This is a genomic window from Nocardiopsis sp. NPDC006938 (genome assembly GCF_042869555.1).
In the GTDB taxonomy this organism is placed as follows: Bacteria; Actinomycetota; Actinomycetes; order Streptosporangiales; family Streptosporangiaceae; genus Nocardiopsis.
Genome location: NZ_JBIAGA010000018.1, coordinates 74650 through 97014 on the forward strand (window position 1 = coordinate 74650; position 22365 = coordinate 97014).

The following is a 22365-nucleotide window of genomic DNA, read 5'->3' on the forward strand; positions in this document are numbered from 1 at the left end:
AACATGAGGTTGGTTCATGTTAGTCCGGTCGGGTCGGCGGGGGAAGGGCGCGGGGCGATCCCCTGGCATCTAGTCAAGTTTGACTAGTACTGTGGAGGGATGACGGAGACCATGCGCCCCAACGAGACCACCGTGCCCGGCCTGCACACCCACGACCCCCAGGCCACGCTCGAGTTCTACGAGTCACTCGGCTTCGAGGTCACCTGGAAGCAGCTGAAGCCCTACGTCTACCTGGCGTTCCGGTGGAGCGGGTTCGAGCTCAACTACAGCGCCGCGCCCAAGAACCTCGACATCGCGGAGGAGAACACCGGCGGAGCGCTGGTGATGGTCGACGCCGTGGCCCCCTACCACGAGGCCGTCACCGCGGCCATGCGCGCGGCCCACGGCAAGGTGCTCTCCCGGGGCCTGCCGCGTGTCACGCGGCTGCGGCCCGGCGCCAGCCGCTTCACCCTGATGGACCCCTCCGGGAACAGCCTCATCTTCATCCGGCGCGACGAGCCCGAGGGCCTGGACTACGGCGGCTCGTCCGAACTGGAGGGCGTCGCCAAGGCACGTGACCAGGCGCGGATCTACCGCGAGTTCAAGAACGACGACCGCGCCGCCTACCGCCACCTGAAGTCCGCCCTGCGCAGGCACGCCGCGACCGCCACCGCCGTGGACCGGGCCCTGGCCCACGCCACCCTGGTCGAACTGTCGCTGGCCCTGGACGACCCGGACCAGGCACGGACCTGGCGGGCCGAGCTCGCGGCGGTGGAGCTCACGGAGGAGGAGCGCCAGCGGGTCGAACGGGAACTGGACCACGCGCTGCACCTGGAGGAGTGGCGGGACGGCGACGGCCTCCGGGGGTGAGGACGGGGCACCCGGCACCGGGGGTCAGCCCCCGGTGTCGGGCGCCAGCACCCCCGCGAAGGGGGTGCCCCCCTCACCGGAGAACGTGTACGCGCCGCCCTCGATCCGCGCGACCAGCCCCCGGGTCCACGCGGTCTCGGAGTCCGAGGTGTGCACCCACAGGTCCATGACCTCGCCGATGTGCCCCAGCGGTTCCGGGCCCCGGTCGGGGTCGTAGTACCGCACCACCTCGGACCGCCAGCGCTCGAGCCCCGCCAGCCGCCTTCGCAGCAGGACGAGGACCTCCTCCCGGGGCAGGTCCACGGCGAAGCCCAGCCCCGCGGCGAGCACGTCCGGCCGGGTGTCGTGCGACGACAGCGCGGAACGGAGCAGGGCGAAGTACGCGTCGGCGCCACGACCGGTGATCTCGTACTCCACCCGGGGCGGCCCCCCGGCGGTGGACGGCGCGACCTCGTGCGCCACCAGCAGTCCCTGCCGGGCCATTTGCTTGAGCGCGTGGTAGACCGATCCGGGCTTGGCGTTCGACCACTCGTGCGCGCCCCACGCCTCCAGGTCGTTGCGGACCTGGTAGCCGTGGGCCCGCCCGTGGAGCCGGACCGCCCCGAGCACCAGCAAGCGGATGGCCGACATTCCCGCACCCCTCACCCCGTGTGGTCAACGCCGACCAGCCTACGGGGTGAGGGGAGGGGTGGGCCGGTCAGGCCTCCCGGCCGGCGGCCAGCTGCTCCTCCTGGCGCCGGTGCTCGGCGCCCAGCGCGATCGGCGCGCCCAGCCACTCGTCACGCAGGCCGAACGCGTCGACGAGCTGAACCGCGTACGGACGCAGCCCCCGGCACAGGTCGTTCACGGCGGAGGTGACCGCCTTGGTACGGGCCGTGGAGAGCCGCTCGTGCTCCAGGAACCACGCCCGGTCCTCCTCGATCACCGACAGCACGTACAGGTCGCACAGCCGGTTGAGCAGCTTGGCCGTGGACTGGTCGCCGCAGCGGTCGATGCCCGCCACGAACGCCTCCAGCACGATCCGGTCCATGTGCGCCCGACCGGCCGCGAGCACGTGGTCCTGGGCCGCGTTGAACGCCTCGAACGCGTCGCCGCCGTCCTTTCCGGCCCGCCGCAGCCGTCCCGCGAGACCCTCGATGACGTGCTTCTCGCGGTCCTCCAGCAGCTCCAGGTGCCAACCCCGGTTGTACAGGCTCCCCTCCCGGCCCGGTGACGCGGCGACCAGCCTGTCGATCAGCGGGATCGCGGCGGTGCGCTCGATGACCGTCTCGAACACCTTCCCCGCCATGAACCGGGCCAGGCCCAGCTGGTCGAGGTCGCCGAAGGAGTCCTTGAAGTTGGTCAGCAGCGCCTTGGTGAGCTGCTGCAACAGGACCGTGTTGTCGCCCTCGAACGTGGTGAAGATGTCCGAGTCCGCCTTGAGCTGCGGAATGCGGTTCTCCGACAGGTAGCCGGCGCCGCCACACGCCTCGCGGCAGGTCTGGATGGTCTCGGTTGCGTGCCAGGTGGCGACGGCCTTGAGCCCGGCGGCCCGCGACTCCAGCTCGCGCTGGGCGTGCTCGTCGCGCTCCGCGGACCGCGACAGCTCGTGCAGGCGGGTGACCAGCTCCTCCTGGGCGAAGTGCAGGCCGTAGGTGCGGGCCAGCGCGGGCAGGAGCTTGCGCTGGTGCGCCAGGTAGTCGAGCACGCGCACCTCCCGCTCCGGCTGGGAGTCCGTGGCCGGACGGGTGAACTGGCGGCGGGTGTCGGCGTAGCGGATCGCGATCGCCAGCGACGCCTTCGTGGCGGTGCCCGCGCCGCCCGCCACACTGATGCGGCCCCGGATCAGCGTGCCCAGCATGGTGAAGAACCGGCGGTTGGGGTTCTCGACGGGACTGGAGTAGGTGCCGTCCGCGGCCACGTCGCCGTAGCGGTTGAGCAGGTCGGTGCGGGGCACGCGCACCCCGTCGAACCACAGGCGGCCGTTGTCCACACCGTTGAGTCCGGCCTTGGGGCCGCAGTCCTCGATGGTCACCCCGGGCATCGGAGCGCCCCCGGCGTCCCGGATCGGCACCATCAGCGCGTGCACGCCGTGCTCGTCGAGCCCGCCCCCGGAGTTGGGGGTGCGCAGCTGGGCGAAGACCACGGCCATGCGGCCGTCGCGCGCGGCGTTGCCGATGTAGTCCTTGCGCGCGGCCTCGTCGGGGGTGTGGACCACGAACTCCCCGGCCTCGGGGTCGTAGGTGGCGGTGGTGCGCAGCCGCTGCACGTCCGAGCCGTGTCCGGTCTCGGTCATCGCGAAGCAGCCGGGCAGCGCCACCGTCATGACGTCGGGCAGGTACCGGCGGTGGTGGGATTCGGTGCCCAGGGCCCGGATGGCGCCGCCGAACAGGCCGAACTGCACACCCATCTTCACCATGAGGGACATGTCCGCGACGAGCATCTCGAAGGCCACCACCGAGGCGCCGATGTCGTCGGTGCCCCCCACGGACTCGGGGAAGCCGTAGGCGGGCACGCCGGTCTCGGCCAGCGCCATGAGCTGGCGGAGGGTGCGGGCGCGGTGGTCCTCCACCGACAGGCCGTACACCGGGGCGAACTCCTCGCCGCGGATGACGTCGCGGGCGCGCTCGCGTACGTGGGCCCACCGCCCGTCGAGCAGGCCGCGCAGTTCGGCCTCGTCCAGTTTCAACAGAGCCTGTTCGCTCATGTGCTCCCCCTGTGGTCGTCGTTGACGCGACCCTCACCTGTTACCACTCCGCGCCGGAGGGCTGCCGAGTACACGCCCGGGTCACGGGTGTGTGGGTCCCAACGTAGGGGGTGGCAGGCGGAACTTCTCCTTCGACTGTTTGTGGTCGAACGAGAACGGTATTCACTGACCAGGACGGAGGTGGTGGAGTGCGGGAAAGGGAAGCGGGTGTGGTGGACGGTCACGACCGGGGGCGGCCGCCCCCCGGGCGCGTCCTGGTGGCGGGGTGGTTCTCCTTCCTGCACGGGGAGGCCACAGCGGGCGACGTCGGCGCTGCCGAGGCGGTGGGCGCCGCGCTGCGGTCGGCCGGAATCGGGCACGACGTCGCGTGGAGCCCCGTCTTCAGACCCGGGGGCCTCTCCTTGAACGAGGCGGAGCGGCGTGACTACTCCGCGCTGGTCTTCGTCTGCGGGCCGGTCAGCGGTGAGCAGGTACGCGACCTGCACCGGCGGTTCCCGCGGTGCCGACGCGTCGCGGTGGGCGTCTCCGTGGTGGACCCGGGCGATCCCGCCTTCCTCGGCTTCGACACGGTCCTGCCCCGGGACGGAACGGGGGCACGGCCCGAGCGCGATCTGGCGCCCGGCGCTCCGAGGAGGGGGCGGGAGCTTCCGGTCGTCGGGGTGATCCTCGCGCCGGGGCAGCCCGAGTACGGTGCCCGCGCGGCTCATGACCGGGTCCACCACACCTTGGGCGCGTGGTTGGTCTCCAAGGACTGCGCCCGTGTGTCCCTCGACACCCGACTCGACCGAGCCGACTGGAGGCACTGCGCGGACCCCCGTCAGTTCGACGGCCTGGTGCGCCGCACCGACCTCGTGGTGACCACTCGCCTGCACGGTCTCGCCCTTGCCCTGCGCAACGGTGTGCCCGCGCTCGCGGTGGACCCCGTCGTCCACGGGGCGAAGGTCGCGGCGCAGGGCTGGGCCTGGGACTGGCCGGTGCTGACGGTCGCGGACCACGTCCGGGGCCCGGACCCCGCTTCGCTGGACCGGTGGTGGGAGTGGTGTCTGGAAGAGGGGCGTGTCGAAGCCGGACTCAGGGCGGCGGACACGGTCTCGCCGCTGGGGGGCCGACTGGTGGAGGTTCTCCGTGGAGAGGGGACCGTCCTCGGCGGGAGTTGAACGGTCCGCGTGCGCACGCCGTGCCGGAGTCCCGGCATCCGTCGACCGGAGGCGGTCAGACGGCGATGCCGCGCAGGGGGACCGGTGCGGGGGCGGGTACGGCGGTGGGGACCGGCGCGGCGTCGACACCGTTCAGCAGGGTGTCCAGGGAGAGGCCGAGGGTGGCCGCGACGGCCGCGACGGTGAAGAAGGCCGGGGTGGGGATGCGGCCGCCCTCGATCTTGCGCAGGGTCTCCACGGAGATCCCCGCGTGGCGGGCCACGTCCACCATGGTGCGGTCGCCGCGCGCCTCGCGCAGGAGGGCGCCCAGGGCGCGGCCGCGTGCGATCTGCTCTTCGGACAGCGGTTCTCGAACCATGCGCCGAGTCTATCCCGCCCGCTCGGAGTCGTATAGAAATACCGGTATAGTCATTCGCACACCGTCCCGGAAACACCGTCCCGGAAAGGGAAACACGTGGTCGAGATCAAGACCCCCGAGGAGATCGCCCTCATGCGCGAGGCCGGACGCGTCGTCGCCCGAGCGCTCGCCGCCGGCCGCGCGGCCGCCGCACCGGGCCGCACCACCGCCGACCTCGACCGCGCCGCCGCCGAGGTGATCACCGAAGCGGGCGCCGAGCCGCTCTTCCTGGGCTACCAACCGGCGTGGGCGCCCACGCCCTTCCCCGGGGTGGCCTGCGTGAGCGTCAACGACGAGATCGTCCACGGGGTCCCCGGCGACCGGGTCCTGCGCGACGGCGACCTGGTCAGCCTGGACTGCGGGGCGCGGCTGCGCGGCTGGTCCGCCGACGCCGCCGTCAGCTTCGTGGTGGGCGAGGCCGACCCGGCCGACCTCGCGCTGATCACCGCCACCGAGGCAGCCCTGGCCCGGGGCATCGCCGCCGCGCGGCCCGGCGACCGCGTGGGCGACATCGGACACGCCATCGCGACCGAGGCCCGCGCCGCCGGGTACGGGCTCACCGCCGACCACGGCGGACACGGCATCGGACGCACCATGCACGAGGCGCCCGACATCGCCAATGACGGACGCCCCGGCCGTGGGTACCGGCTGACCCCGGGGCTGGTCGTGGCGATCGAACCCATGCTGGTCCGCGGCGGCTCCGACGGCTACGCGCACGGCGACGACGGATGGACCGTGCTCAGCGACGACGGCACCAGGGCCGCCCACTGCGAACACACCGTGGCCGTCACCGAGGACGGTCCGGTGGTACTCACCCTTCCCTGAGGGCCGGTGGGGGTCCCTGAGGGCCGGTGGGGGTTCGCCCGAAACCCCCACCGGCCGCCCCGCGCGGGGTCACACCAGGCCGGGGAGCTTCAGCTCCAGGGTCCCGCCGTCGGCGTCCAACACCGCCGGAACCCCCAACGGCACGGTGAGCTGTGCGGCGCAGTGCCCGAAGTCCAGACCCCACAGCACCGGGACCCCCAACGGCTCCAGACGGTCCCGCATCAGCTCGGCGACGACCTTCAGGTCGGGCGGACAGTCCGTCCACGTACCCAGGGCCACCCCGGCCACACCGTCCATCCACCCGGTCCGCAGCAGGTGGGTGAGCATCCGGTCCAACCGGGCCGCGTCCTCGTTGACGTCCTCCAGCACCAGGATGCCGCCCGCCGCCGACAACCGGCTGTGCGGCGTGGCCAGACCGTCGTTGAGCAGGCTCAGGTTCCCGCCGAAGGTCACCCCCGACGCCCGGCCCGGCACCAGGGCCCGCGTGTCCGGCGACGTCAGCAGCGTGCGCAGCTCCGGGGAGAACAACGTGGTGCGCAGCTCCCGCTGCGCCACGTCGTCACCCACGAAGTAGCGGGTCCCCACCACCGGGCCGTGCACCGTCGCCACACCCAGTTCCACGGCGAACGCCTCGTGCAGCGCGGTGATGTCGCTGAACCCGACCAACGCCTTGGGCGCGGCCCCCCGCATCGCCCCGAAGTCCAGGTGGTCCAGCATCCGGTGCGCGCCGTCACCGCCGCGCGCGCAGAACACCGCCCGTACACCGGGATCACACCACGCCGCCTGGAGGTCCCCGGCCCGGTCCCGGTCCTCACCCGCCAGGTACGGCAGCACCGGATGGCGGTCGCGCACGTGCGGGGCCAGCTCGACCTCCAGACCCCACCCGCGCAGCACCTCCACCGCCGCGTCCAGCTGCTGCTCCGGAACCGGGCTGCACGGAGCGACCAGGCGCACCCGGTCACCCACCCGCAGCCTCGGCGGGCGGGTCAGAGCCCGCGCCCTCCGGGACTCCTCCAGGGGCTCGGGGCCCCCGCCGCGCACCTCGGTCACCGACTCACCCACGTTGGTCCCCATCCCCTCGTCCGTGCCCGCTCACGCGCGCAGGAAGCTGTCCAGCACGCGCACTCCGAACCGGAGCCCCTCCAACGGCACCCGCTCGTCCACCCCGTGCAGCAGGCCCGGGTAGTCGACGCCCCCGGGCAGCCGCATGGGGGAGAAGCCGTAGCAGTCGATCCCCAGCCGCGCGAACACCTTCGCGTCCGTCCCCCCGCCCAGACACACCGGCACCACCAGACCCTCCGGATCGTGCGCCAGGACCGCCGCGCGCAACGCGTCGAAGGCGGGCGAGTCCACCGGGGCCTCCACCGGCGGAGAACCGTGCGCGTACTCCCACTCCACACGGTCGCCGGTCAGCGCGTCCATCGTCTCCTCGAACCGCTCCCGGCCCCCGGGAAGGACGCGGCCGTCCACACCCGCCGTCGCCGTACCCGGCACCACGTTCACCTTGTACCCGGCCGAGAGCATCGTCGGGGCGGCGCTGTTGCGCACCGTCGCCGACACCAGCGGCGCCGCCGTGCCGAACTTCGCCACCAGGGCGTCCACGGCCTCGTTGGTCGCGGTGTCGCCCGGTACGCGCTCCACCTCCAGCGCCCGCGCGATCGCGTCGATCGCCTCCTCGGTGACCGGGGTCAGGTGCAGCGGCCAACGGTGCTGGTCGACACGGGCCACCGCCGCCGCCAGCGCGCCCACCGCGTTGTCGCGCGGCGGCCGCGAACCGTGCCCGGCCGTCCCGTGGGCACGCAGCGTCAGCCAGGCGCTGCCCCGCTCGGCCGCGCCGATCGGGTACAGCCGCACCGGGTCGCCCACGGTGGTCCGCGCGTGCACGGTGTGGCCGCCGCCCTCGCCGATCGCCACCGCGCAGCCCTCGAACAGGTCCGCGTGACCGCGCACGAGGTAGTCGGCACCGTAGGCGGCACTGTCCTCCTCGTCCGCCACGAACGCCAGCACGATGTCGCGTCGGGGACGCAGGCCCGTCCGCGCCCAGTACCGGACCACGGCGGTCACCATTCCCACCGTGTTCTTCATGTCCACCGCGCCTCGTCCCCACAGCGAGGGGACACCGGTCACCGGACAGTCCGCGATCTCCCCGGCGAACGGCGGGAACGTCCAGTCGTGCCCGTCCGCGGGCACCACGTCCAGGTGCCCGTGCACCAGCAGGGCCCGCGCGTCCGGATCGGTCCCGGGCACGCGCACCACCACGTTCGCGCGCCGGTCGGCGGACTCGAGGACCACCGGCGACAGCCCGGCCTCCCCGAGGGCCTCGGCCGCGAACTCGGCGGCGGCGCGCTCGTCGCCCACGCCCCGTCCGTGGTTGGTGGAGTCCCGCCGGATCAGTTCCCGGGTCAGGTGGACGGCGTCCTCTCCCGCCTCGGACAGCGCGGTCTCTCTGTCCGTCAGGGAGGTGTTGGTGTGGCCCACGGGCTCGGCCTCTCTCAGGGTGCGGGGGTCGTTCACTTCAGTCAGTTCTACCGGCTCGCGATCCCGCGCGAGCGCAAGTCACCCGTAGTCCTTCTCCATGGCGTTCGAGACCAGGGTGCAGACGGCCTTGAACGTCCGGATCATCTCGTAGGCGTCGGGTGACGTGTACTCGACGCGTCGCGGGGCCGTACGCGTCACCCCGGGCACGATCGCGGCCGCCTGCGCCAGCTGCGCGGAGTCAACCTCGACCTCCAGCGTCTTCGGCGAGCGCTCCACCGCCTCGCCCCGCCCCGCCAGGGCCACCGCGCCCCGCGCCGCCTCACGGATGTCCGCGGCCGTCCGCGCGGGCGTACGGCACCGGGCCGCGTACCGGCTCACGTGGTCCTTGACCGCCACCGTCGGAGCCGAGGGCGCGTACCGGGCCGCGTCCGCGCAGGCCAGGTCGTCTCCGGTCACCAGGATCACGGGGGTGCCGTACTCCGCGACGACCGCCGCGTTCAGGTAGCCCTCGCTCGCCACGTGGCCGTCCAGCCACACCCCGGTGAGCGCGTTCGGCAGGTAGGTGTGGGCGAGCACGCCGTCCTCGCCCGCCGCGCAGTGGTATCCGAGGAAGACGATCCCGTCGACGTCCCCCGACTGGACGCCCTCCACCATGGAGAGTTCCTTGTGGCGCCCGGTGATCATCGTGGCCCGGTCGTCCAACCGCTCCAGGAGCAGGTTGCGCATGGTGGAGTGGGCCTCGTTGACGAGCACCTCGGTGGCGCCGCCCTCGAACAACCCGCCGATCGCGGCGTTGACGTCGCTGGTGAACAGGGAACGGCAGCGCTGCCACTGCTCGGTCCCGGGCTCGCAGTCGGCGGGCCAGGTGACGCCGGTGGCGCCCTCCATGTCCGCGGAGATGAGGATCTTCATCCAGCAGACCCTAGCCTTCCGCGCCGGAGAAGGGGAGACCCTGTGCGGCCCCGCTGGAGGGGCGCCGTCCGGTCCGGGTGGCGCTCCCGCGTCCGCGGTACCCCGCGAACGTCAGCGTGTGCGCCCGACAGTTCCTCCCATGATCGGATGAAACGCCCGAGTGTCGTCCCCGCGGGGATTCCGTCAGGGCCTGACCGGGTGCACGGGTCCGCCTCCGCGTGTGGGTCCGCCTGGTGTCCGCCTACGGAACCACCCACCGCCCGTCGGCGGGCCAGCGCCCCACACGCGGAGTCGCGCGCGTCTCCAACGCCAGCACGGCCGCCTCGCGCACCTTGTGGTCCGGGTCCCGGGTCATGCGGGACAGGAGCGCGTCCACCCCGGGGACGGTCCAGTCCGCGATGGTCTCGGCGAGGGTGGCGCGCACCAGGGGCTCGGGGTGGCCGGTCAGGGAGGCTATCCGGTCGAGGGGCCCGCGCCGCCGCCTCCCGATCAGGGCCAGGGCCTCGCGCAGCGCCGCCGTGTCCCGGCGTTCGCAGGCGTCGGCGACGAGGTCGATCGGCAGGGGGGCGTCGCGCGGATGGGGGCGGGTCTCGGCCAGTCGGCGGACCTCTCGGATGCGGTGGACCTCACTGCGGCCCACTCGTCGAGGTATGAAGACCTCCCAACCCCGGGGCTCGGGGAGTCCGGCGACGATGCGAACGGCCTCCGCCGCCCCCATGCGTCGGGGCCCGTCGCTGTCATCGTAGTGACCCACGGTGACCGGTTGCTCGTCGGCCAGGGTCAGGTACACACCGACCAGGCCGCGTGGGCCGTGGTGGCCGGTCAGCTCGCGCAGCCACTGGTGGGTCACGGTGTAGGACGGGAGCACGGGGAAGCAGTACACCCCGGGTGTGCCTCCGGGCCCTGTGGCGGTGTCCGGACCGGACCTCCGGACCCGGGAGATGTTGGCGCGGGGGGTCAGGTGGACGAACATCGCCATGGCTTGGTTCCTGTGTGTAGATGGGACGTGACGGTGGGTTGATGGTGTCGGGGATCAGTCAATCCACAACAGCGCTCCTGACGCAGGGGTTTTCCGGGTTTTCCTCGCCCGTTCGGTGCCGAATCCGTGGTGGGGCCCGGTGTCCGGAGCTCACCGGTGCGGCCCCCACGTGGCGGGGCCCGGCTCGTGGGGGCCGGGTGCCGTTACGGGCCGTCGGCTCCGTGGGCGCCGCGCGAGTGAGGGCCCCGGCGCCCGTCGGCGGCCAGGGTCCTGAAGAGGGGGGCGTCAGGTGGTCGACCGGTCGCCCCGGACGCGAACGCGGTGTACCCGGGGTCGCCGATGCCGGGGTGTCCGAGTTCGCGGTGGCGCGAATCCCGCACAGCATAGGATGCCGTGTCGTCACTGTGTGTTCCCGATCCGACACACGAAACTCGGGGACTGCCCCGGCCGACCTGACCGCCCCGGCCGCGTGCGGGCCCCACCAGGCCTCCGACTGGAGGGCGTGTGCCCTGCCCGAGAAGCCGGGGTGGGGCCTGTGATCCCGCCCGCCCAGACGGCGGCGCCCCTCGGAAGGCGTCGCCGTACTCCTGTGCGGCCCGCTCGGGGCGGTCCTCGCTCCCGGAGCCCATGCCCAGGTGGAGCGGACGTCCTTCTCCGCCGTGAAGTGCCCCCTGCGAAGAGTGGTCTGTCAGGCTCGGGTGGTGCGTCTCCATAATGGGTAATGGAGCACCCCTGCCAACATGAGGAAATCACCTCTTATTTCGAAGTGATGATCCCATGAATCGCTTCCTCTGCTGTCGGTGGTCGTCATTGTCATGACGTTAGGTATGCGTATGGTTCGTGATTCGCTGCGCTGCTACGCTGGTGGTCGGTGACCTACCAGGGAGGATCTTATGGTCATTGCCGAATTGCCTGCGCAGGGTCAAGGAATGCGTTCCATCGGGCGAGAAGCGTCGGACGAATACGATGCTTCACCGTCTCGTCTTCGTGATCGTGTCGCGGAGGCCCTGAAGAATGCCAGGATCAGGGGGAGGGGCATACGGTTCCTCGATTTCCCGGAAAGTCGGGTGCCGCGGGCCCTGAGGCGGCGCGCTCGCGAGCTCGGTTCAGCCGTCTTCTTCGAGCCGATTCCAGGGGAGCCTGGTGAGTATGTGGTGGCGGCGGTTCGGGAGAGCGGTGACCCGGGATCTGAGCCTCAGTTCGACATTTTCGGGCTGGGAGACGCCAAGGACATCCTCGGGGTTAAGAATGACAAGCTTTCCACTATGCGTAGAAGAATTCTGAGTTCGCACGAGATCTGGGGTGAACCGTCCAGAGAATCGGAGGGCGGGGTCGACAGTGGGCGAGGCGAAAATAAGTTTCGCTATCGGGAGTTCACCCTCGAGCGGCAGGCCGCGTTGGAGGGAGGGTTGAAGAACATCCCCTCGGCTGTCGAGGAACGCTTCTGGGCTGGTGGCTACAGCAATGAAGAAGTAAGGGCTTCCCTAAAGAGCCTCACTGAGATGAGTGGTCTTCTGCATCAGTATGCACGCCGCCTTGGTGTGGATAAGGTTCGCGAATACTACAGAATAGCTGACGCGGCTTTCGGTGCCCTTCCTCGCTTTCATGGTGATTACAGTGACATCGAGGGAGAGGTGGCAGAGGCCAGGAGCAGGTACCAGGAGGACAGGGCCCGAGTCGATGATCTGGTGGTTGTGCCCAACTCTCCTTCGGGAAAAGGGCTGAAGGATGGGAAAGGCCGTACTCGGAGGCCGCGTCATCGTACCTTGGACGAGAACAACTGGTATTGGAATATGGGTGAGCGGGGTTGGGGTGAGGAGTCCAGCAGTGATGTGGAACGGGCTGTGGCGAAGTGCTACCCGCGGGAATCCTCACTGGAGGACATGGGCGTTGATTCAGCATCAGTGATGCGGTCTTTCCAGGACCTCAAGTCTCCCTTCCCACTCCGCCGCTTCCAGGGGCTCATTGTTCCTGCTCTCCTCAAATCTCAAAAGGCATGCCACATTACTGAGGTCAGTCCTCAGATATCCGGCCACTATCTGGTTGATGAGCGAAAGAACCCATCAGTCCGTATCCCGACGGGTATGCTCAGAACGCAGGTCTTCGAGAACGCGGGTTTCGCGCTGGTGACCGCGCAGACTCTGGACGAGCTTCCCGACGATGGCACGGGGGTTCCGAGATACAAAACCGTGCTGCTGGGTACCATGCCGTTGGACGAGAACACCCGTAAGCCTCTCGGAACGGACCGTATCCTGCACAGGGCCGAGAAGCTGCTTCTTGCCGAAGCGGAGAGGCAGGGCGTCGCGCCGACCGAGATTGGCCGCCTGGAAAACTCTCCCTACCTCGTTCACCCCTCGGTGGATGAGAAGACGGGCCAGATTTGGCCGGTCAGCGAGAGCGACGTCGATCCCCTGGGGGCGGTGGAACCCGCCAAGGTGGAAGACCGCAAGAACGCTCAGGCCGGGAGACGGGAACAGGTCCAGGCGTCCAGTCAAAACGGGCACCGAGGCGGTGACACGGCACAGAAGAGCAGCCGGACGGGCGACCATTTGTCCCGATTGGCCAGCAGTGCTTCGAACAGTTCGGGTGCGAAGAGGCCGGACTCCCGCGGCTCGGAGCCGGGCCTTGGGTGAGGATACCGCAGCAGTCCTCCTGCACCCGGGCCGCCCGGCCAACGAACGCTCGACCGATACGAACCTCGAGTCCGCATGGTGAGGATCTCCGCGCCCTGAGCCGGTGGTGACCAGCGCTCGAACAACGCCGCCCTCCTCCCCGGGTGGCGGTGTCGCATCGTATCGCGCGTCCGCGCGCGGCGATTCCCCTATATGGCGAGCCCGTCCCGGTGGAGGGGGTGCCGGGATCTTCTCGAAAACGGATTCCATCTACCGCTCCTTTGCATCACATCCTGGTCTGAGTTCAGCAGAAGCGGAGGAGCTGGAAGGGTTCCGGGGAGAATACGAGAAGATGAGGAGGATGGTGCATCATCTCGTGACCCCGCTGCCTCGTTTTGCTGGACAGAAGTTGAAAAAGCCCGATGAGTACTCGATCGTCGGTGTTCCCCAAGAGGAGATCTCTGCATACCAAGAGCGCTTGAGGGACAGGACGACTCGGCCCATTTCGCCGAGTGTCTATCACAGTAGTCTGGGGAGATTCGCTCCCCACAGGGGGTCCTTGTATGGCATGGGAAGCGAGCCCGACTCGGTGCTCCGGGAGTACGGGCGCCGTGGCGGAGGCGACGAATCACCCCTGTCACCCGCGCGTTTCGGCACGCTTCTCGCGGCACTCCTGCACGCTCGGAGCGACCACCAAGCGGAACATCCTCCCGAGTATCTGGTCGATGATCGTAGGAACCCGAAGGTCCGCTTCCCGGACGGGATGCTCGCGCTGCGACGTCTACCCGAATCGAACTACGGGGTGGTCACGTGGCAGATGCCTGAAGAACTCCCCGGTGACGTGTTCCTGCCGCCCGCCGACGGTCCGGGCCATCAGAGCGCGCTGGTGGGACTCGTCGAGCTCGGCCCGGACGGAGAGGTTCTCGATCCCCACCGAATCCTGCGTAAGGCCGAGAAAGTGGTGATCGCAGAGGCCAAGCGTCACGGGATGTCACCCCAGGATCTCGTGAAACCGGGGAGCGGCTTCCGCCTCGTCCGCAACTCCGAGGAACAGGACGTAGGCCGAAACTCCGAGGCCAAAGCCCACGACAGCGCTCCAGCGCACGGGAAGGCGGGGCTTGGGGGAAAGCTGGCCAAGCTCGCGTCGGGAGGCGGGCGTGGGAACCCGCACAGCGGGAAAACGACCGCGCACGACCGCGAACCGGGGTCCTGATGAGTCCGGTTGTCTGACGGTGTGCGGGCCCCGTGTACCCGGGCCGCCCGACCGGCGTACGGTCGACCGACCCGGGGCTGTGTCTACGGCAGGGTGAGGATCTCCGCGCCGGAGTCGGTGATGACCAGCGTGTGCTCGAACTGCGCGGTCCACTTCCGGTCGGCGGTGACCGCGGTCCACCCGTCGTCCCACATGTCGTACTCCACACCGCCCAGGGTGATCATGGGTTCGATCGTGAAGGTCATGCCCGGCTCCATCACCGTGGTGGCGCGCGGGTCGTCGTAGTGCGGCACCACCAGACCGGAGTGGAACTCCGGGCCCACGCCGTGGCCGGTGAAGTCCCGCACGACCCCGTAGCCGAACCGCTTCGCGTACGACTCGATGACCCGCCCGATCACGTTGAGCTGGCGCCCGGGGCGGCAGGCCCTGATGGCGCGCGTCGTGGCCTCACGGGTGCGCTCGACGAGGAGGCGGTTCTCCTCGGAGACGTCACCGGAGAGGAACGTGGCGTTGGTGTCGCCGTGCACGCCGTCCTTGTAGGCGGTGATGTCGATGTTCACGATGTCGCCGTCGCGGACCACCGTGTCGTCGGGGATGCCGTGGCAGATGACCTCGTTGAGCGAGGAGCACAGCGACTTCGGGTAGCCCTTGTACCCCAGGGTGCTGGGGTAGGCGCCGTGGTCCAGCAGGAACTCGTGGCCGATCCGGTCGAGTTCGTCCGTGGTCACTCCGGGCTGGACGTTCTTGCCGACCTCTTCCAGGGCCTGGGCGGCGATGCGCCCCGCGACCCTGATCCGCTCGATGGTCTCCGGGGTCTGGATGTCGCCCAGGACACCCTCCACCGGACGCTTCTGACCCACGTACTCCGGCCGGACGATGTGCGAGGGGACCGAACGTTGGGGCGAGATGCGCCCAGGAACCAGCGGAGTAGTCATGAGCACTGATTGTAGTTCGTGGGCGGGGGTGAGGAGCGCCCGGTGGAGGGTAGGTGCCCCTCGTACCCGGAACGACGAGAGGTGGTTGGTCGTGAGCGACGCCCAGCAGGACGGTTGGTGGTACTGCCTCCGCCACCGCGCGGTGGAACACGGCGCGGGATGTCCCAACTCCGAGCGGCTCGGACCCTACGACGACGAGGCCACGGCGGCGCGGGCGCTGCGCATCGCGGCCGAACGCAACGAGGCCTGGGACGAGCAGGACGAGAACGAGGGCAGCGGCTGACGGGCGCGACACTGTGCGGGCCTGACACCTGACGGGACGCGGGGCCGGGCACACCGGCCCTGCGCGTTCCCCCTCGGGGCCCGTTCTGACAGGATCGGCCCATGAGCGAACACGACACCGACACTCGGCAGGGCGCGGACACCACCATCGCGGTTCTGGGCGGGACCGGAGACCAGGGGCGCGGGCTGGCCCGGCGCTTCGCGCTGTCCGGGCTCACCGTCCTCGTGGGTTCACGGAGCGCCGAGCGCGCGGCCGGGGTGGCGGAGGGCCTCGTGGAGGCCGAGTCGACCCGGGTCGACGTGCGGGGGCTGGCCAACACGGACGCGGCCGAGCGCGCGGACGTCGTGATCGTGGCCGTGCCGTGGGAGGGTCACCGCGAGCTCCTGGTGTCGCTGGCCGACCGCCTGGCGGGCAAGATCGTGGTGGACTGCGTGAACCCGCTGGGTTTCGACAAGAAGGGCCCCTTCGCCCTGGACGTCCCCGAGGGCAGCGCAGCCCAGCAGGCCGCCGAGGTCCTGCCGGGCAGCCGGGTCACCGCCGCGTTCCACCACGTGTCCGCGAAGCTCCTCCTGGACCCGGAGGTCGAGAGGATCGACCTGGACGTGCTGGTGTTGGGTGAGGACCGCGAGGCCACGGACACCGTGCGCGCGCTCGCGGAGCGCATCCCCGGGGTGCGGGGCGTGTTCGGCGGGCGTCTGCGCAACGCCCACCAGGTCGAGGCCCTCACCGCCAACCTGATCGCGGTCAACCGGCGCTACAAGACGCACGCCGGTCTGCGCATCACCGGCCTGTGACCCGTCGGGCCGTCAGGCGGCCCACTCCTTGACCTTCTCGATGAGCCGGGCGGGGTTCTCGCCGACCGGGGTCACGTTGAGCTGGGTGACTCCGGCGGCGCGGAAGGCCTCCACGCGTTCGCGCACGTGGGACTCGGGGCCGACGAGGTTGGTCAGTTCCACGAACTCGTCCGGGACCGCGGCGGCGGCCTCGTCCTTCTTCCCGGCCAGGTACAGGTCCTGGATTCTCTCCGCGGCCTCCTCGTAGCCGTACCTGCGGGCCACCGTGTTGTAGAAGTTCTTTCCCTTGGCGCCCATGCCGCCGACGTACAGGGCGATGAGGGGCCGTGTGAGGTCGGCGAGCGCGCGGGTCCCCTCGTCCTCGCCGATGGCCAGGAGCCCGCCCGCGGAGATCTCCAGTTCGCCCAGTCCGGGGTCACGGTTCGCCCTTCCCCTGGCCAGGGACGCGCCCCACACGGTCTCGGCCTTCTCCGGGATGAACAGGTGCGGCAGCCACCCGTCGGCGATCTCGGCGGTCATCTCCACGTTCCTCTCGCCGAGTGAGGCGACGTGGATGGGGATGCGCGGCCGCACCGGGTGGTTGATGATCTTCAGCGGTTTGCCCAGGCCGGTGCCCAGCTCGGGGGGCAGCGGAAGCTGGAAGACCCCTCCTTCGTGGGTGAGGCGCTCCTCGCGGGCCCACACCTTGCGGCAGATCTCGATGGTCTCGCGGGTGCGGGCGAGCGGCTTGGTGTAGGGGATTCCGTGGAAGCCCTCGATCACCTGTGGACCGCTGGCGCCCAGGCCGAGGACGGCGCGCCCGTCGGAGAGGTAGTCGAGCCCGGCGGCGGTCATCGCGACCAGGGCGGGGGTGCGGGTGTACATCGGCAGGATGGCCGAGCCGATGGTGACCCGTTCGGTGCGGGCGGCCAGGTATCCCATGAGGGTGGGGCTGTCGTACCCGTAGGCCTCGGCGACCCACACCGTGTCCAGCCCGGCCCTCTCCAGTTCGACCACCTGCTCGACGGCGTCCTTGGGCTCACCCGCGTACTGGAGCGGCATCGCGATGCGCATGTGCTGTCCTCCCGGCGGGCCGGAACCGGCCCGCGTCGGTGCTCGGTGTGCGGACACTGTACTACCGAGCCCCGTTCGGTTTCTGGCTGCTCCCCGGGGTCCCGACCCGGCGCCCGGCCCCACACTCCTGCCCAGCGCGTCGCGGCCGACACCTCCCAGTGCCGCCCGCCGGTCGTCTCCTGTCCGCCACCTCATGCCCAACATCTCTTGGCCAAGACATCTTGCCCAAGAGATGTTGGGCGTCTAGGGTGCGGGTATGAACCCCACCACTGACGAACACGACGACACCCCCCGATCCCACGGCGGGGGCGTTCCGGACCCCTTCGAGAACGCCGCCGTCCTGGACGCCCGCTCCCTGCGGGGCCTGGCCCACCCCCTGCGCATGCGCGTCTACCAGCTGCTCCAGAAGTCCCCCGCCACCGGCAAGGCCGTCGCCGAGAGGCTGGGCGTCTCCTCGGCCTCGGCCAGCTACCACCTGCGCCAGCTGGAGGCCTACGGGTTCATCAGCGAGGACCCGGCGCTGGGTACCAGTCGCGAGCGCTGGTGGCGCGCGGACCACAGCGGCTTCCGCCTCCCGGAGCGCCTGGACACGGAGGCCCCCGAACTCACCACCGCGCTGCGGCACGCCATCGCCGCGGGGTGGACCGAACGCCTGCGCGCGGCGGTCAACGAGTGGTCGGCCCAGCCCGAGGGGTGGCGCGAGGCCCAGCTCATGTCGGACCGCACGCTGCGCCTGACCCTCGGACAGATGGAACGCCTGCGCGCGGAGCTGGTCGAGGTGCTCGACCGGCACACGGCCGAGGGCGGAACGGGTGAGGCGGGGGAGCGCACCGTCCGCGTCCAGTTGGCCGCCTTTCCCGGAGCCGACCCGGACCCGGCCTCGGACGAGGCCGTACCCGAGGACGTCGCCACGACCTCGGACGAGGCGCCACCCTCCGGCGCCTCACGGGCCCTGTGACGGGTCCGGCTCCAGGAGTGCGGTCCGTGACCCCGGCCCCCTGATCCCGCCCGCGCCGGGTCCCCTTCCCTCACCGACCCCGTAGCGCCCCGCATCCCCGCATCCCCTCCCCGCCTCCCCTCCCCGCCTCCCCTTCCCCCCAGGAGTCCCCGTGAGACCGGTCGCCGCGCTCGTCGCCTCCCAGACGTTCGCCTACACGGGAACCAGGCTGGCCATGATCGCCCTGCCGTGGTTCGTGCTGGAGACCACCGGAAGCCCCGCCCACATGGGTCTGGTCACCCTCTTCGAGCTGGGCGCCTACACCCTGGCCCGGCTGTTCGTCGGCCCGCTCCTGGACCGCGTGGGGCAGCGGGCGGTGAGTATCAGGGTGGACCTGCTGGCCGCCGCCGCGCTCGCGGTGGTGCCCCTTCTCTTCTCCGCCGGGCTGCTGCCCTTCCCGGTCCTGCTGCTCCTGGTCACCGTGATCGGGCTGGCCACCGGCCCTTCGGAGGCGGCCAAGGTCTCGCTGTCACCGTTCGTGGCGGCCGCCTCGGGCGTGCGGCTGGAACGCGTCACCGGGCTCACCGGCACGGTCGACCGGCTCTCCATGACGGTGGGTCCGGTCGCCGCCGGCGCGGTGGTGGCCGCCCTGGGCGCGCTCACCGCCCTGTACGTGAACGCGGCGCTCATGGTGCTGGCCGCCCTCGTGACGCTCCTCCTCCTGCCCCGTGACGTGGAGGAGCGGGGGAGGAGCGGACCGGACCCCGAGGAGGGCGACGGCTACCTGACCCGGTTGCACGCGGGCTGGCGGGCGGTCTGGGGCGACCTGCCGCTGCGCACCCTGGTCGTGATGATCATGGTGACCAACGTCGTGGACGTGGCGGTCATGAGCCTGGCCCTGCCGGTGTGGGCGTCCGAGGGAGGCTGGGGTCCGCAGGCGGTGGGGCTGGTGGCGGGAGCCCTGGGCGGAGCGTCGGTCCTGGGGTCCCTGCTGGCGGTGGCGGTCGGCCACCGCCTGCCCCGCCGCGCCGTCTTCCTCGCCGCGATGGTGATGGGCGGCCCGCCCCGCTTCCTCGTCCTGGCCCTGGACGTCCCGCTCTGGGCGGTCGTGATGGTGTGGGCGGTCTCCGGGGTCGGCGGCGGGCTGATCAACCCGATCCTGTCCGCCGTGATCTTCGAGCGCCTGCCCGCGCGCCTGGTCGGCCGGGGCACGTCCATGGTCGGGGCGCTCACCCGGGTCGGTGCCCCGGTGGCGGCCCCGGGCATCGGAGTGCTGATCGGCCTGTACGGGGTGGCCCCGGTGCTGGTCGGCGGTGCGGTCCTCTACCTGGCGGCGGTGTGCCTGCCCGCCTTCGGGCGGGGGGCGCGGGGGATGGAGCGGCCTCCGGCGCGACCGGAGACCGCCCCGTCACCGGATCAGCTGGCGTAGGTGTGCTCCTCGGCGGGGAAGCTCCCGCCGACGACCTCGGACGCGTAGTCCGTGGCGGCCTCGCGCAGCGTCTCGGCCAGGTTGGCGTAGGTCTTGACGAACTTCGCCACCCGGGGGCTCAGCCCGGCCATGTCCTGCCACACGAGCACCTGGGCGTCGGTGGACGGTCCGGCGCCGATCCCGATGGTCGGGATCTCCAGCTGCTCGGTCACCTCGGCGGCCAGCTCGGCCGGTACGGCCTCCAGCACCACCGAGAACGCGCCCGCGCGCTCCAGCTCCTTGGCGTCCTTGAGCAGGCTCGCGGCGGCCTCGCCCCGGCCCTGCACCCGGTAGCCGCCCAGGGTGTTGACGGACTGCGGGGTGAGGCCGACGTGCCCCATGACCGGGACGCCCGCCGAGGTGAGCAGCTCCACCTGGGGTGCGACGGCGTGGCCGCCCTCCAGCTTCACGGCCTGGGCGTTGCCCTCCTTCATGAACCGGGAGGCCGCCTCCAGCGCCTGCTGGGGGGAGCCCTGGTAGGAGCCGAAGGGCAGGTCGGCCACGACCAGCGCACGCTTGGTGGAGCGGGTGACGGCGGCGGTGAGCGGGATCAGCTCGTCCACCGTCACCGGGACGGTCGAGTCGTAGCCGTAGACGACGTTGGCGGCGGAGTCGCCGACGAGCAGGACGGGGATGCCCGCCTCGTCGAAGATGCGGGAGGTGAGGGCGTCGTAGGCGGTCAGCATGGGCCACCGCTCGCCGCGCCGCTTGGCCAGGGCCAGGTCGCGGATGGTGACACGCCGGTTGGTGACCCCGCCGTACAGGGCGTTCCCGGCGGAGGGGGTCTGGGCTGTGGTGCTCATGGTGGTTCTTCCTCCGTTGTCTCGAAGCACCCGCTGGGGGTGTCCCCGGACCTGTGGACGAAAACTGGTGTCGTGCGCTCGCGCGCGGTTCCCCGAAGGGAGGGGCTCCCCGGAGGGAACGGTGTGCCGGGGCGGGATGTTCCCCGTCCCGTCCCCGCCCGCCGTGTCCCTGTCCACCCGGCGGAGCCGGTGCGGTGGGAACGGTGGCGCGGGGGCGCACGCAAGCATCATCGCACGGGACGGCCGCGGCGTCCTCCCCCGGGACGGGACTGTTTCCGGCCCCCGTTTTCGGTACGCGTTCGGCCGGTCCGCTGCGGTTCGCCCGGCGGCTCCGGCCCCGGCTGGTTAGCATGACCGCGTCACCGGGCGGAGCGGCGGAAGAGGGTGTTCGTGGACCAGCAGACAGCGTATCGGCGCAGGTGGGGCGGGCTGGCGGTCCTCATCATCTGCCTGCTGGTGATCGTGGCCGACAACACGATCCTGAACGTCGCCCTCAAGACCCTCTCCGACCCGCAGCGGGGGGTGGGCGCCAGCCAGGCCCAGCTGGCGTGGGCGATCAACGCCTACACACTGGTCTTCGCCGGTCTGCTGTTCACCTCCGGTGTGCTGGGTGACCGGTGGGGGAGGCGCCGGATGCTGGTGGCCGGGTTGACGGTGTTCGGTGCCGCGTCAGCGCTGACCGCCTACTCGCAGAACCCGGAGCAGCTCGTCGCCGCGCGCGCGGCCATGGGGTTCGGAGCCGCCATGGTCATGCCGCAGACCCTGTCGGTGATCACCAACGTGTTCCCGCCGGAGGAGCGGGCGCGCGCGATCGGCCTCTGGGCGGGCGCGGTGGGTCTGGCGATGGCGATCGGGCCGTCGGCGGGCGGTCTCCTGTTGGAGAACTTCTGGTGGGGTTCGATCTTCCTGGTCAACGTGCCCTTCGTACTCCTCGGGTTGGCGCTGATGTTCGTGCTCATCCCGGAGTCGAGGAACGAGGACGCGGGTCGGCCGGACGTGCTGGGCGTGCTGCTGTCCATCCCGGGCCTGGTCCTGGTCGTGTACGGGATCATCACGGCGGGGCAGCGGGCCTCGCTCACGGACTGGGACGTGTACGGCGCGCTTCTGCTGGGCGTCGCGATCCTGGCGCTGTTCGTCTTCCACGAGTCGCGCACCACCGACCCCTCGCTGGACGTGCGGTTCTTTCGCGACCCGCGATTCAGCGTGTCCGTCGCCACGATCATGGTGCTGTTCTTCAGCATGGCGGGGATCATCTTCTTCCTCAGCTTCTACTGGCAGAGCGTGCGCGAGTTCCCGCCGTTCGTCGCGGGCCTGCTGGTGCTGCCCGCCGCTCTGGGGCAGATGATCTTCGCCCCGCTCAGCCCCACCCTGGTCCGGCTGGTGGGGCCCCGGGCCCTCGCCCTGGCGGGGGTGGCGACCGTGTGCTGCAGTTTCGCCTTCTACACCCAGATCCGGGTGGACACTCCGCTGTACATGATCATCACGTTCTTCTTCCTCCAGACCTCCGCGATGGCCGTGGTCCTCACCCCCGCCACCAACGCGATCATGTCGTCCGTGCCGCCGGGGAAGGCCGGAGCGGGCTCGGCGGTGCAGAACACCGCGCGCCAGATCGCCACCGCCATGGGGGTGGCGGTCCTGGGAGCGGTCATCTCGATCCGCTACCGGGCGGACATGGAGGGCGACCTGAACGCGGTGGCGGAACGGTCCCACGACGTGAGCCCGAAGGACGTGCAGACGGCCGCCGAGTCCATCGAGGCGACCATGACGCTGGTCCAGCGACTGGGTCCGGCGGGCGAGGCGCTGGTCGCCCCGGCCAAGGAGGCCTTCGTGGCGGGTCTGCACCTGGCCGCTCTGGTCTCGTTGTGCTTCGGACTGCTCGGCCTGGTCGTGGTGTGGGTATGGATGCCCGGGGACCCTCCCAGCCACGAGGAGGACGACCGGGAGGCGCGCACCTCCTAGGCCTTTGGGCACGGCTGACGCGTCA

20 protein-coding genes are annotated in these 22365 nt (G+C 70.9%); 10 read left to right on the plus strand and 10 right to left on the minus strand.

Annotated elements, in window-relative coordinates:
* Nucleotides 1-99 precede the first annotated feature (99 nt).
* Nucleotides 100-849, plus strand: coding sequence for a glyoxalase (locus ACFYL4_RS23210; RefSeq protein ID WP_387520927.1), 750 nt, complete (start codon nt 100-102; stop codon nt 847-849).
* A gap of 24 nt (nt 850-873) precedes the next feature.
* Here the strand turns inward: ACFYL4_RS23210 and ACFYL4_RS23215 are convergent, their stop codons facing one another.
* Both ACFYL4_RS23215 and ACFYL4_RS23220 read right to left on the minus strand, forming a co-directional pair.
* Nucleotides 874-1479, minus strand: coding sequence for a PadR family transcriptional regulator (locus ACFYL4_RS23215; RefSeq protein WP_387520930.1), 606 nt, complete (start codon nt 1477-1479; stop codon nt 874-876).
* A 67-nt stretch (nt 1480-1546) separates the two neighbouring features.
* The gene (locus ACFYL4_RS23220; protein ID WP_387520932.1) at nt 1547-3535 is read right to left on the minus strand and encodes an acyl-CoA dehydrogenase; all 1989 of its coding nucleotides are present in this window, start codon (nt 3533-3535) and stop codon (nt 1547-1549) included.
* A 257-nt stretch (nt 3536-3792) separates the two neighbouring features.
* Between ACFYL4_RS23220 and ACFYL4_RS23225 the strand changes: the two genes are divergently transcribed.
* Nucleotides 3793-4692, plus strand: coding sequence for a polysaccharide pyruvyl transferase family protein (locus ACFYL4_RS23225; protein WP_387521013.1), 900 nt, complete (start codon nt 3793-3795; stop codon nt 4690-4692).
* A gap of 55 nt (nt 4693-4747) precedes the next feature.
* On the opposite strand, the gene ACFYL4_RS23230 is transcribed toward ACFYL4_RS23225, so the two are convergent.
* On the minus strand, nt 4748-5050 hold the full coding sequence (locus ACFYL4_RS23230) for a helix-turn-helix domain-containing protein (RefSeq protein WP_387520934.1): 303 nt from the start codon (nt 5048-5050) through the stop codon (nt 4748-4750).
* A gap of 96 nt (nt 5051-5146) precedes the next feature.
* Between ACFYL4_RS23230 and map (ACFYL4_RS23235) the strand changes: the two genes are divergently transcribed.
* The gene (gene map, locus ACFYL4_RS23235) at nt 5147-5914 is read left to right on the plus strand and encodes a type I methionyl aminopeptidase (RefSeq protein ID WP_357759422.1); all 768 of its coding nucleotides are present in this window, start codon (nt 5147-5149) and stop codon (nt 5912-5914) included.
* A gap of 69 nt (nt 5915-5983) precedes the next feature.
* Here the strand turns inward: map (ACFYL4_RS23235) and ACFYL4_RS23240 are convergent, their stop codons facing one another.
* The 4 genes from ACFYL4_RS23240 to ACFYL4_RS23255 form a co-directional block, all read right to left on the minus strand.
* The gene (locus ACFYL4_RS23240) at nt 5984-6988 is read right to left on the minus strand and encodes an LD-carboxypeptidase (RefSeq protein WP_387520936.1); all 1005 of its coding nucleotides are present in this window, start codon (nt 6986-6988) and stop codon (nt 5984-5986) included.
* 18 nt (nt 6989-7006) lie between these two features.
* The gene (locus ACFYL4_RS23245; protein WP_387521015.1) at nt 7007-8392 is read right to left on the minus strand and encodes a M20/M25/M40 family metallo-hydrolase; all 1386 of its coding nucleotides are present in this window, start codon (nt 8390-8392) and stop codon (nt 7007-7009) included.
* Nucleotides 8393-8470: 78 nt separating this feature from the next.
* Nucleotides 8471-9304: a M55 family metallopeptidase gene (locus ACFYL4_RS23250; RefSeq protein WP_387520938.1), complete on the minus strand. Its 834-nt coding sequence runs from the start codon at nt 9302-9304 to the stop codon at nt 8471-8473.
* 241 nt (nt 9305-9545) lie between these two features.
* A complete protein-coding gene (locus ACFYL4_RS23255) occupies nt 9546-10283 on the minus strand; it encodes a HEAT repeat domain-containing protein (RefSeq protein WP_387520940.1) in 738 nt (245 codons plus the stop codon).
* Between the two features lie 929 nt (nt 10284-11212).
* Here ACFYL4_RS23255 and ACFYL4_RS23260 point away from each other — a divergent pair.
* Together ACFYL4_RS23260 and ACFYL4_RS23265 are read left to right on the plus strand one after the other, a co-directional pair.
* On the plus strand, nt 11213-12916 hold the full coding sequence (locus tag ACFYL4_RS23260; RefSeq protein WP_387520943.1) for a hypothetical protein: 1704 nt from the start codon (nt 11213-11215) through the stop codon (nt 12914-12916).
* A 331-nt stretch (nt 12917-13247) separates the two neighbouring features.
* Nucleotides 13248-14108, plus strand: a complete 861-nt coding sequence (locus ACFYL4_RS23265; protein ID WP_387520946.1) for a hypothetical protein — start codon at nt 13248-13250, stop codon at nt 14106-14108.
* 83 nt (nt 14109-14191) lie between these two features.
* Here ACFYL4_RS23265 and map (ACFYL4_RS23270) read toward each other — a convergent pair whose 3' ends face one another.
* Nucleotides 14192-15043 carry a type I methionyl aminopeptidase gene (gene map / locus ACFYL4_RS23270; RefSeq protein WP_357759438.1) on the minus strand — a complete coding sequence of 284 codons (852 nt, stop codon included), beginning with the start codon at nt 15041-15043 and terminating at the stop codon, nt 14192-14194.
* Nucleotides 15044-15134: 91 nt separating this feature from the next.
* Between map (ACFYL4_RS23270) and ACFYL4_RS23275 the strand changes: the two genes are divergently transcribed.
* Both ACFYL4_RS23275 and npdG read left to right on the plus strand, forming a co-directional pair.
* Nucleotides 15135-15326 carry a hypothetical protein gene (locus tag ACFYL4_RS23275; protein WP_387520949.1) on the plus strand — a complete coding sequence of 64 codons (192 nt, stop codon included), beginning with the start codon at nt 15135-15137 and terminating at the stop codon, nt 15324-15326.
* Between the two features lie 101 nt (nt 15327-15427).
* Complete coding sequence (gene npdG / locus ACFYL4_RS23280) at nt 15428-16120, plus strand: NADPH-dependent F420 reductase (RefSeq protein ID WP_387520951.1); 693 nt, start codon at nt 15428-15430, stop codon at nt 16118-16120.
* A 12-nt stretch (nt 16121-16132) separates the two neighbouring features.
* Here the strand turns inward: npdG and ACFYL4_RS23285 are convergent, their stop codons facing one another.
* Nucleotides 16133-17173 carry an LLM class F420-dependent oxidoreductase gene (locus ACFYL4_RS23285; protein ID WP_387520953.1) on the minus strand — a complete coding sequence of 347 codons (1041 nt, stop codon included), beginning with the start codon at nt 17171-17173 and terminating at the stop codon, nt 16133-16135.
* A gap of 256 nt (nt 17174-17429) precedes the next feature.
* On the opposite strand from ACFYL4_RS23285, the gene ACFYL4_RS23290 reads away from it, so the two are divergent.
* Nucleotides 17430-18131: a helix-turn-helix domain-containing protein gene (locus ACFYL4_RS23290; RefSeq protein WP_387520956.1), complete on the plus strand. Its 702-nt coding sequence runs from the start codon at nt 17430-17432 to the stop codon at nt 18129-18131.
* A 151-nt stretch (nt 18132-18282) separates the two neighbouring features.
* Nucleotides 18283-19539 carry an MFS transporter gene (locus ACFYL4_RS23295; protein ID WP_387520959.1) on the plus strand — a complete coding sequence of 419 codons (1257 nt, stop codon included), beginning with the start codon at nt 18283-18285 and terminating at the stop codon, nt 19537-19539.
* On the opposite strand, the gene panB is transcribed toward ACFYL4_RS23295, so the two are convergent.
* A complete protein-coding gene (gene panB, locus ACFYL4_RS23300; protein WP_387520961.1) occupies nt 19527-20381 on the minus strand; it encodes a 3-methyl-2-oxobutanoate hydroxymethyltransferase in 855 nt (284 codons plus the stop codon). The genes ACFYL4_RS23295 and panB overlap by 13 nt on opposite strands.
* A gap of 390 nt (nt 20382-20771) precedes the next feature.
* On the opposite strand from panB, the gene ACFYL4_RS23305 reads away from it, so the two are divergent.
* The gene (locus ACFYL4_RS23305) at nt 20772-22340 is read left to right on the plus strand and encodes an MFS transporter (protein WP_387520963.1); all 1569 of its coding nucleotides are present in this window, start codon (nt 20772-20774) and stop codon (nt 22338-22340) included.
* The last annotated feature ends 25 nt before the right edge of the window (nt 22341-22365 follow it).

What these genes read in the sequence shown, in the direction of transcription:
- ACFYL4_RS23230 (WP_387520934.1), bottom strand. Translation starts at nt 5,050, where the DNA reads ATGGTTCGAGAACCGCTGTCCGAAGAGCAGATCGCACGCGGCCGCGCC.
- ACFYL4_RS23290 (WP_387520956.1), top strand. Translation starts at nt 17,430, where the DNA reads ATGAACCCCACCACTGACGAACACGACGACACCCCCCGATCCCACGGC.
- npdG (WP_387520951.1), top strand. Translation starts at nt 15,428, where the DNA reads ATGAGCGAACACGACACCGACACTCGGCAGGGCGCGGACACCACCATC.
- ACFYL4_RS23255 (WP_387520940.1), bottom strand. Translation starts at nt 10,283, where the DNA reads ATGGCGATGTTCGTCCACCTGACCCCCCGCGCCAACATCTCCCGGGTC.
- ACFYL4_RS23250 (WP_387520938.1), bottom strand. Translation starts at nt 9,304, where the DNA reads ATGAAGATCCTCATCTCCGCGGACATGGAGGGCGCCACCGGCGTCACC.
- ACFYL4_RS23265 (WP_387520946.1), top strand. Translation starts at nt 13,248, where the DNA reads ATGAGGAGGATGGTGCATCATCTCGTGACCCCGCTGCCTCGTTTTGCT.
- ACFYL4_RS23220 (WP_387520932.1), bottom strand. Translation starts at nt 3,535, where the DNA reads ATGAGCGAACAGGCTCTGTTGAAACTGGACGAGGCCGAACTGCGCGGC.
- ACFYL4_RS23215 (WP_387520930.1), bottom strand. Translation starts at nt 1,479, where the DNA reads ATGTCGGCCATCCGCTTGCTGGTGCTCGGGGCGGTCCGGCTCCACGGG.
- panB (WP_387520961.1), bottom strand. Translation starts at nt 20,381, where the DNA reads ATGAGCACCACAGCCCAGACCCCCTCCGCCGGGAACGCCCTGTACGGC.
- ACFYL4_RS23210 (WP_387520927.1), top strand. Translation starts at nt 100, where the DNA reads ATGACGGAGACCATGCGCCCCAACGAGACCACCGTGCCCGGCCTGCAC.
- ACFYL4_RS23240 (WP_387520936.1), bottom strand. Translation starts at nt 6,988, where the DNA reads ATGGGGACCAACGTGGGTGAGTCGGTGACCGAGGTGCGCGGCGGGGGC.
- map (WP_357759438.1), bottom strand. Translation starts at nt 15,043, where the DNA reads ATGACTACTCCGCTGGTTCCTGGGCGCATCTCGCCCCAACGTTCGGTC.
- ACFYL4_RS23285 (WP_387520953.1), bottom strand. Translation starts at nt 17,173, where the DNA reads ATGCGCATCGCGATGCCGCTCCAGTACGCGGGTGAGCCCAAGGACGCC.
- ACFYL4_RS23260 (WP_387520943.1), top strand. Translation starts at nt 11,213, where the DNA reads ATGCGTTCCATCGGGCGAGAAGCGTCGGACGAATACGATGCTTCACCG.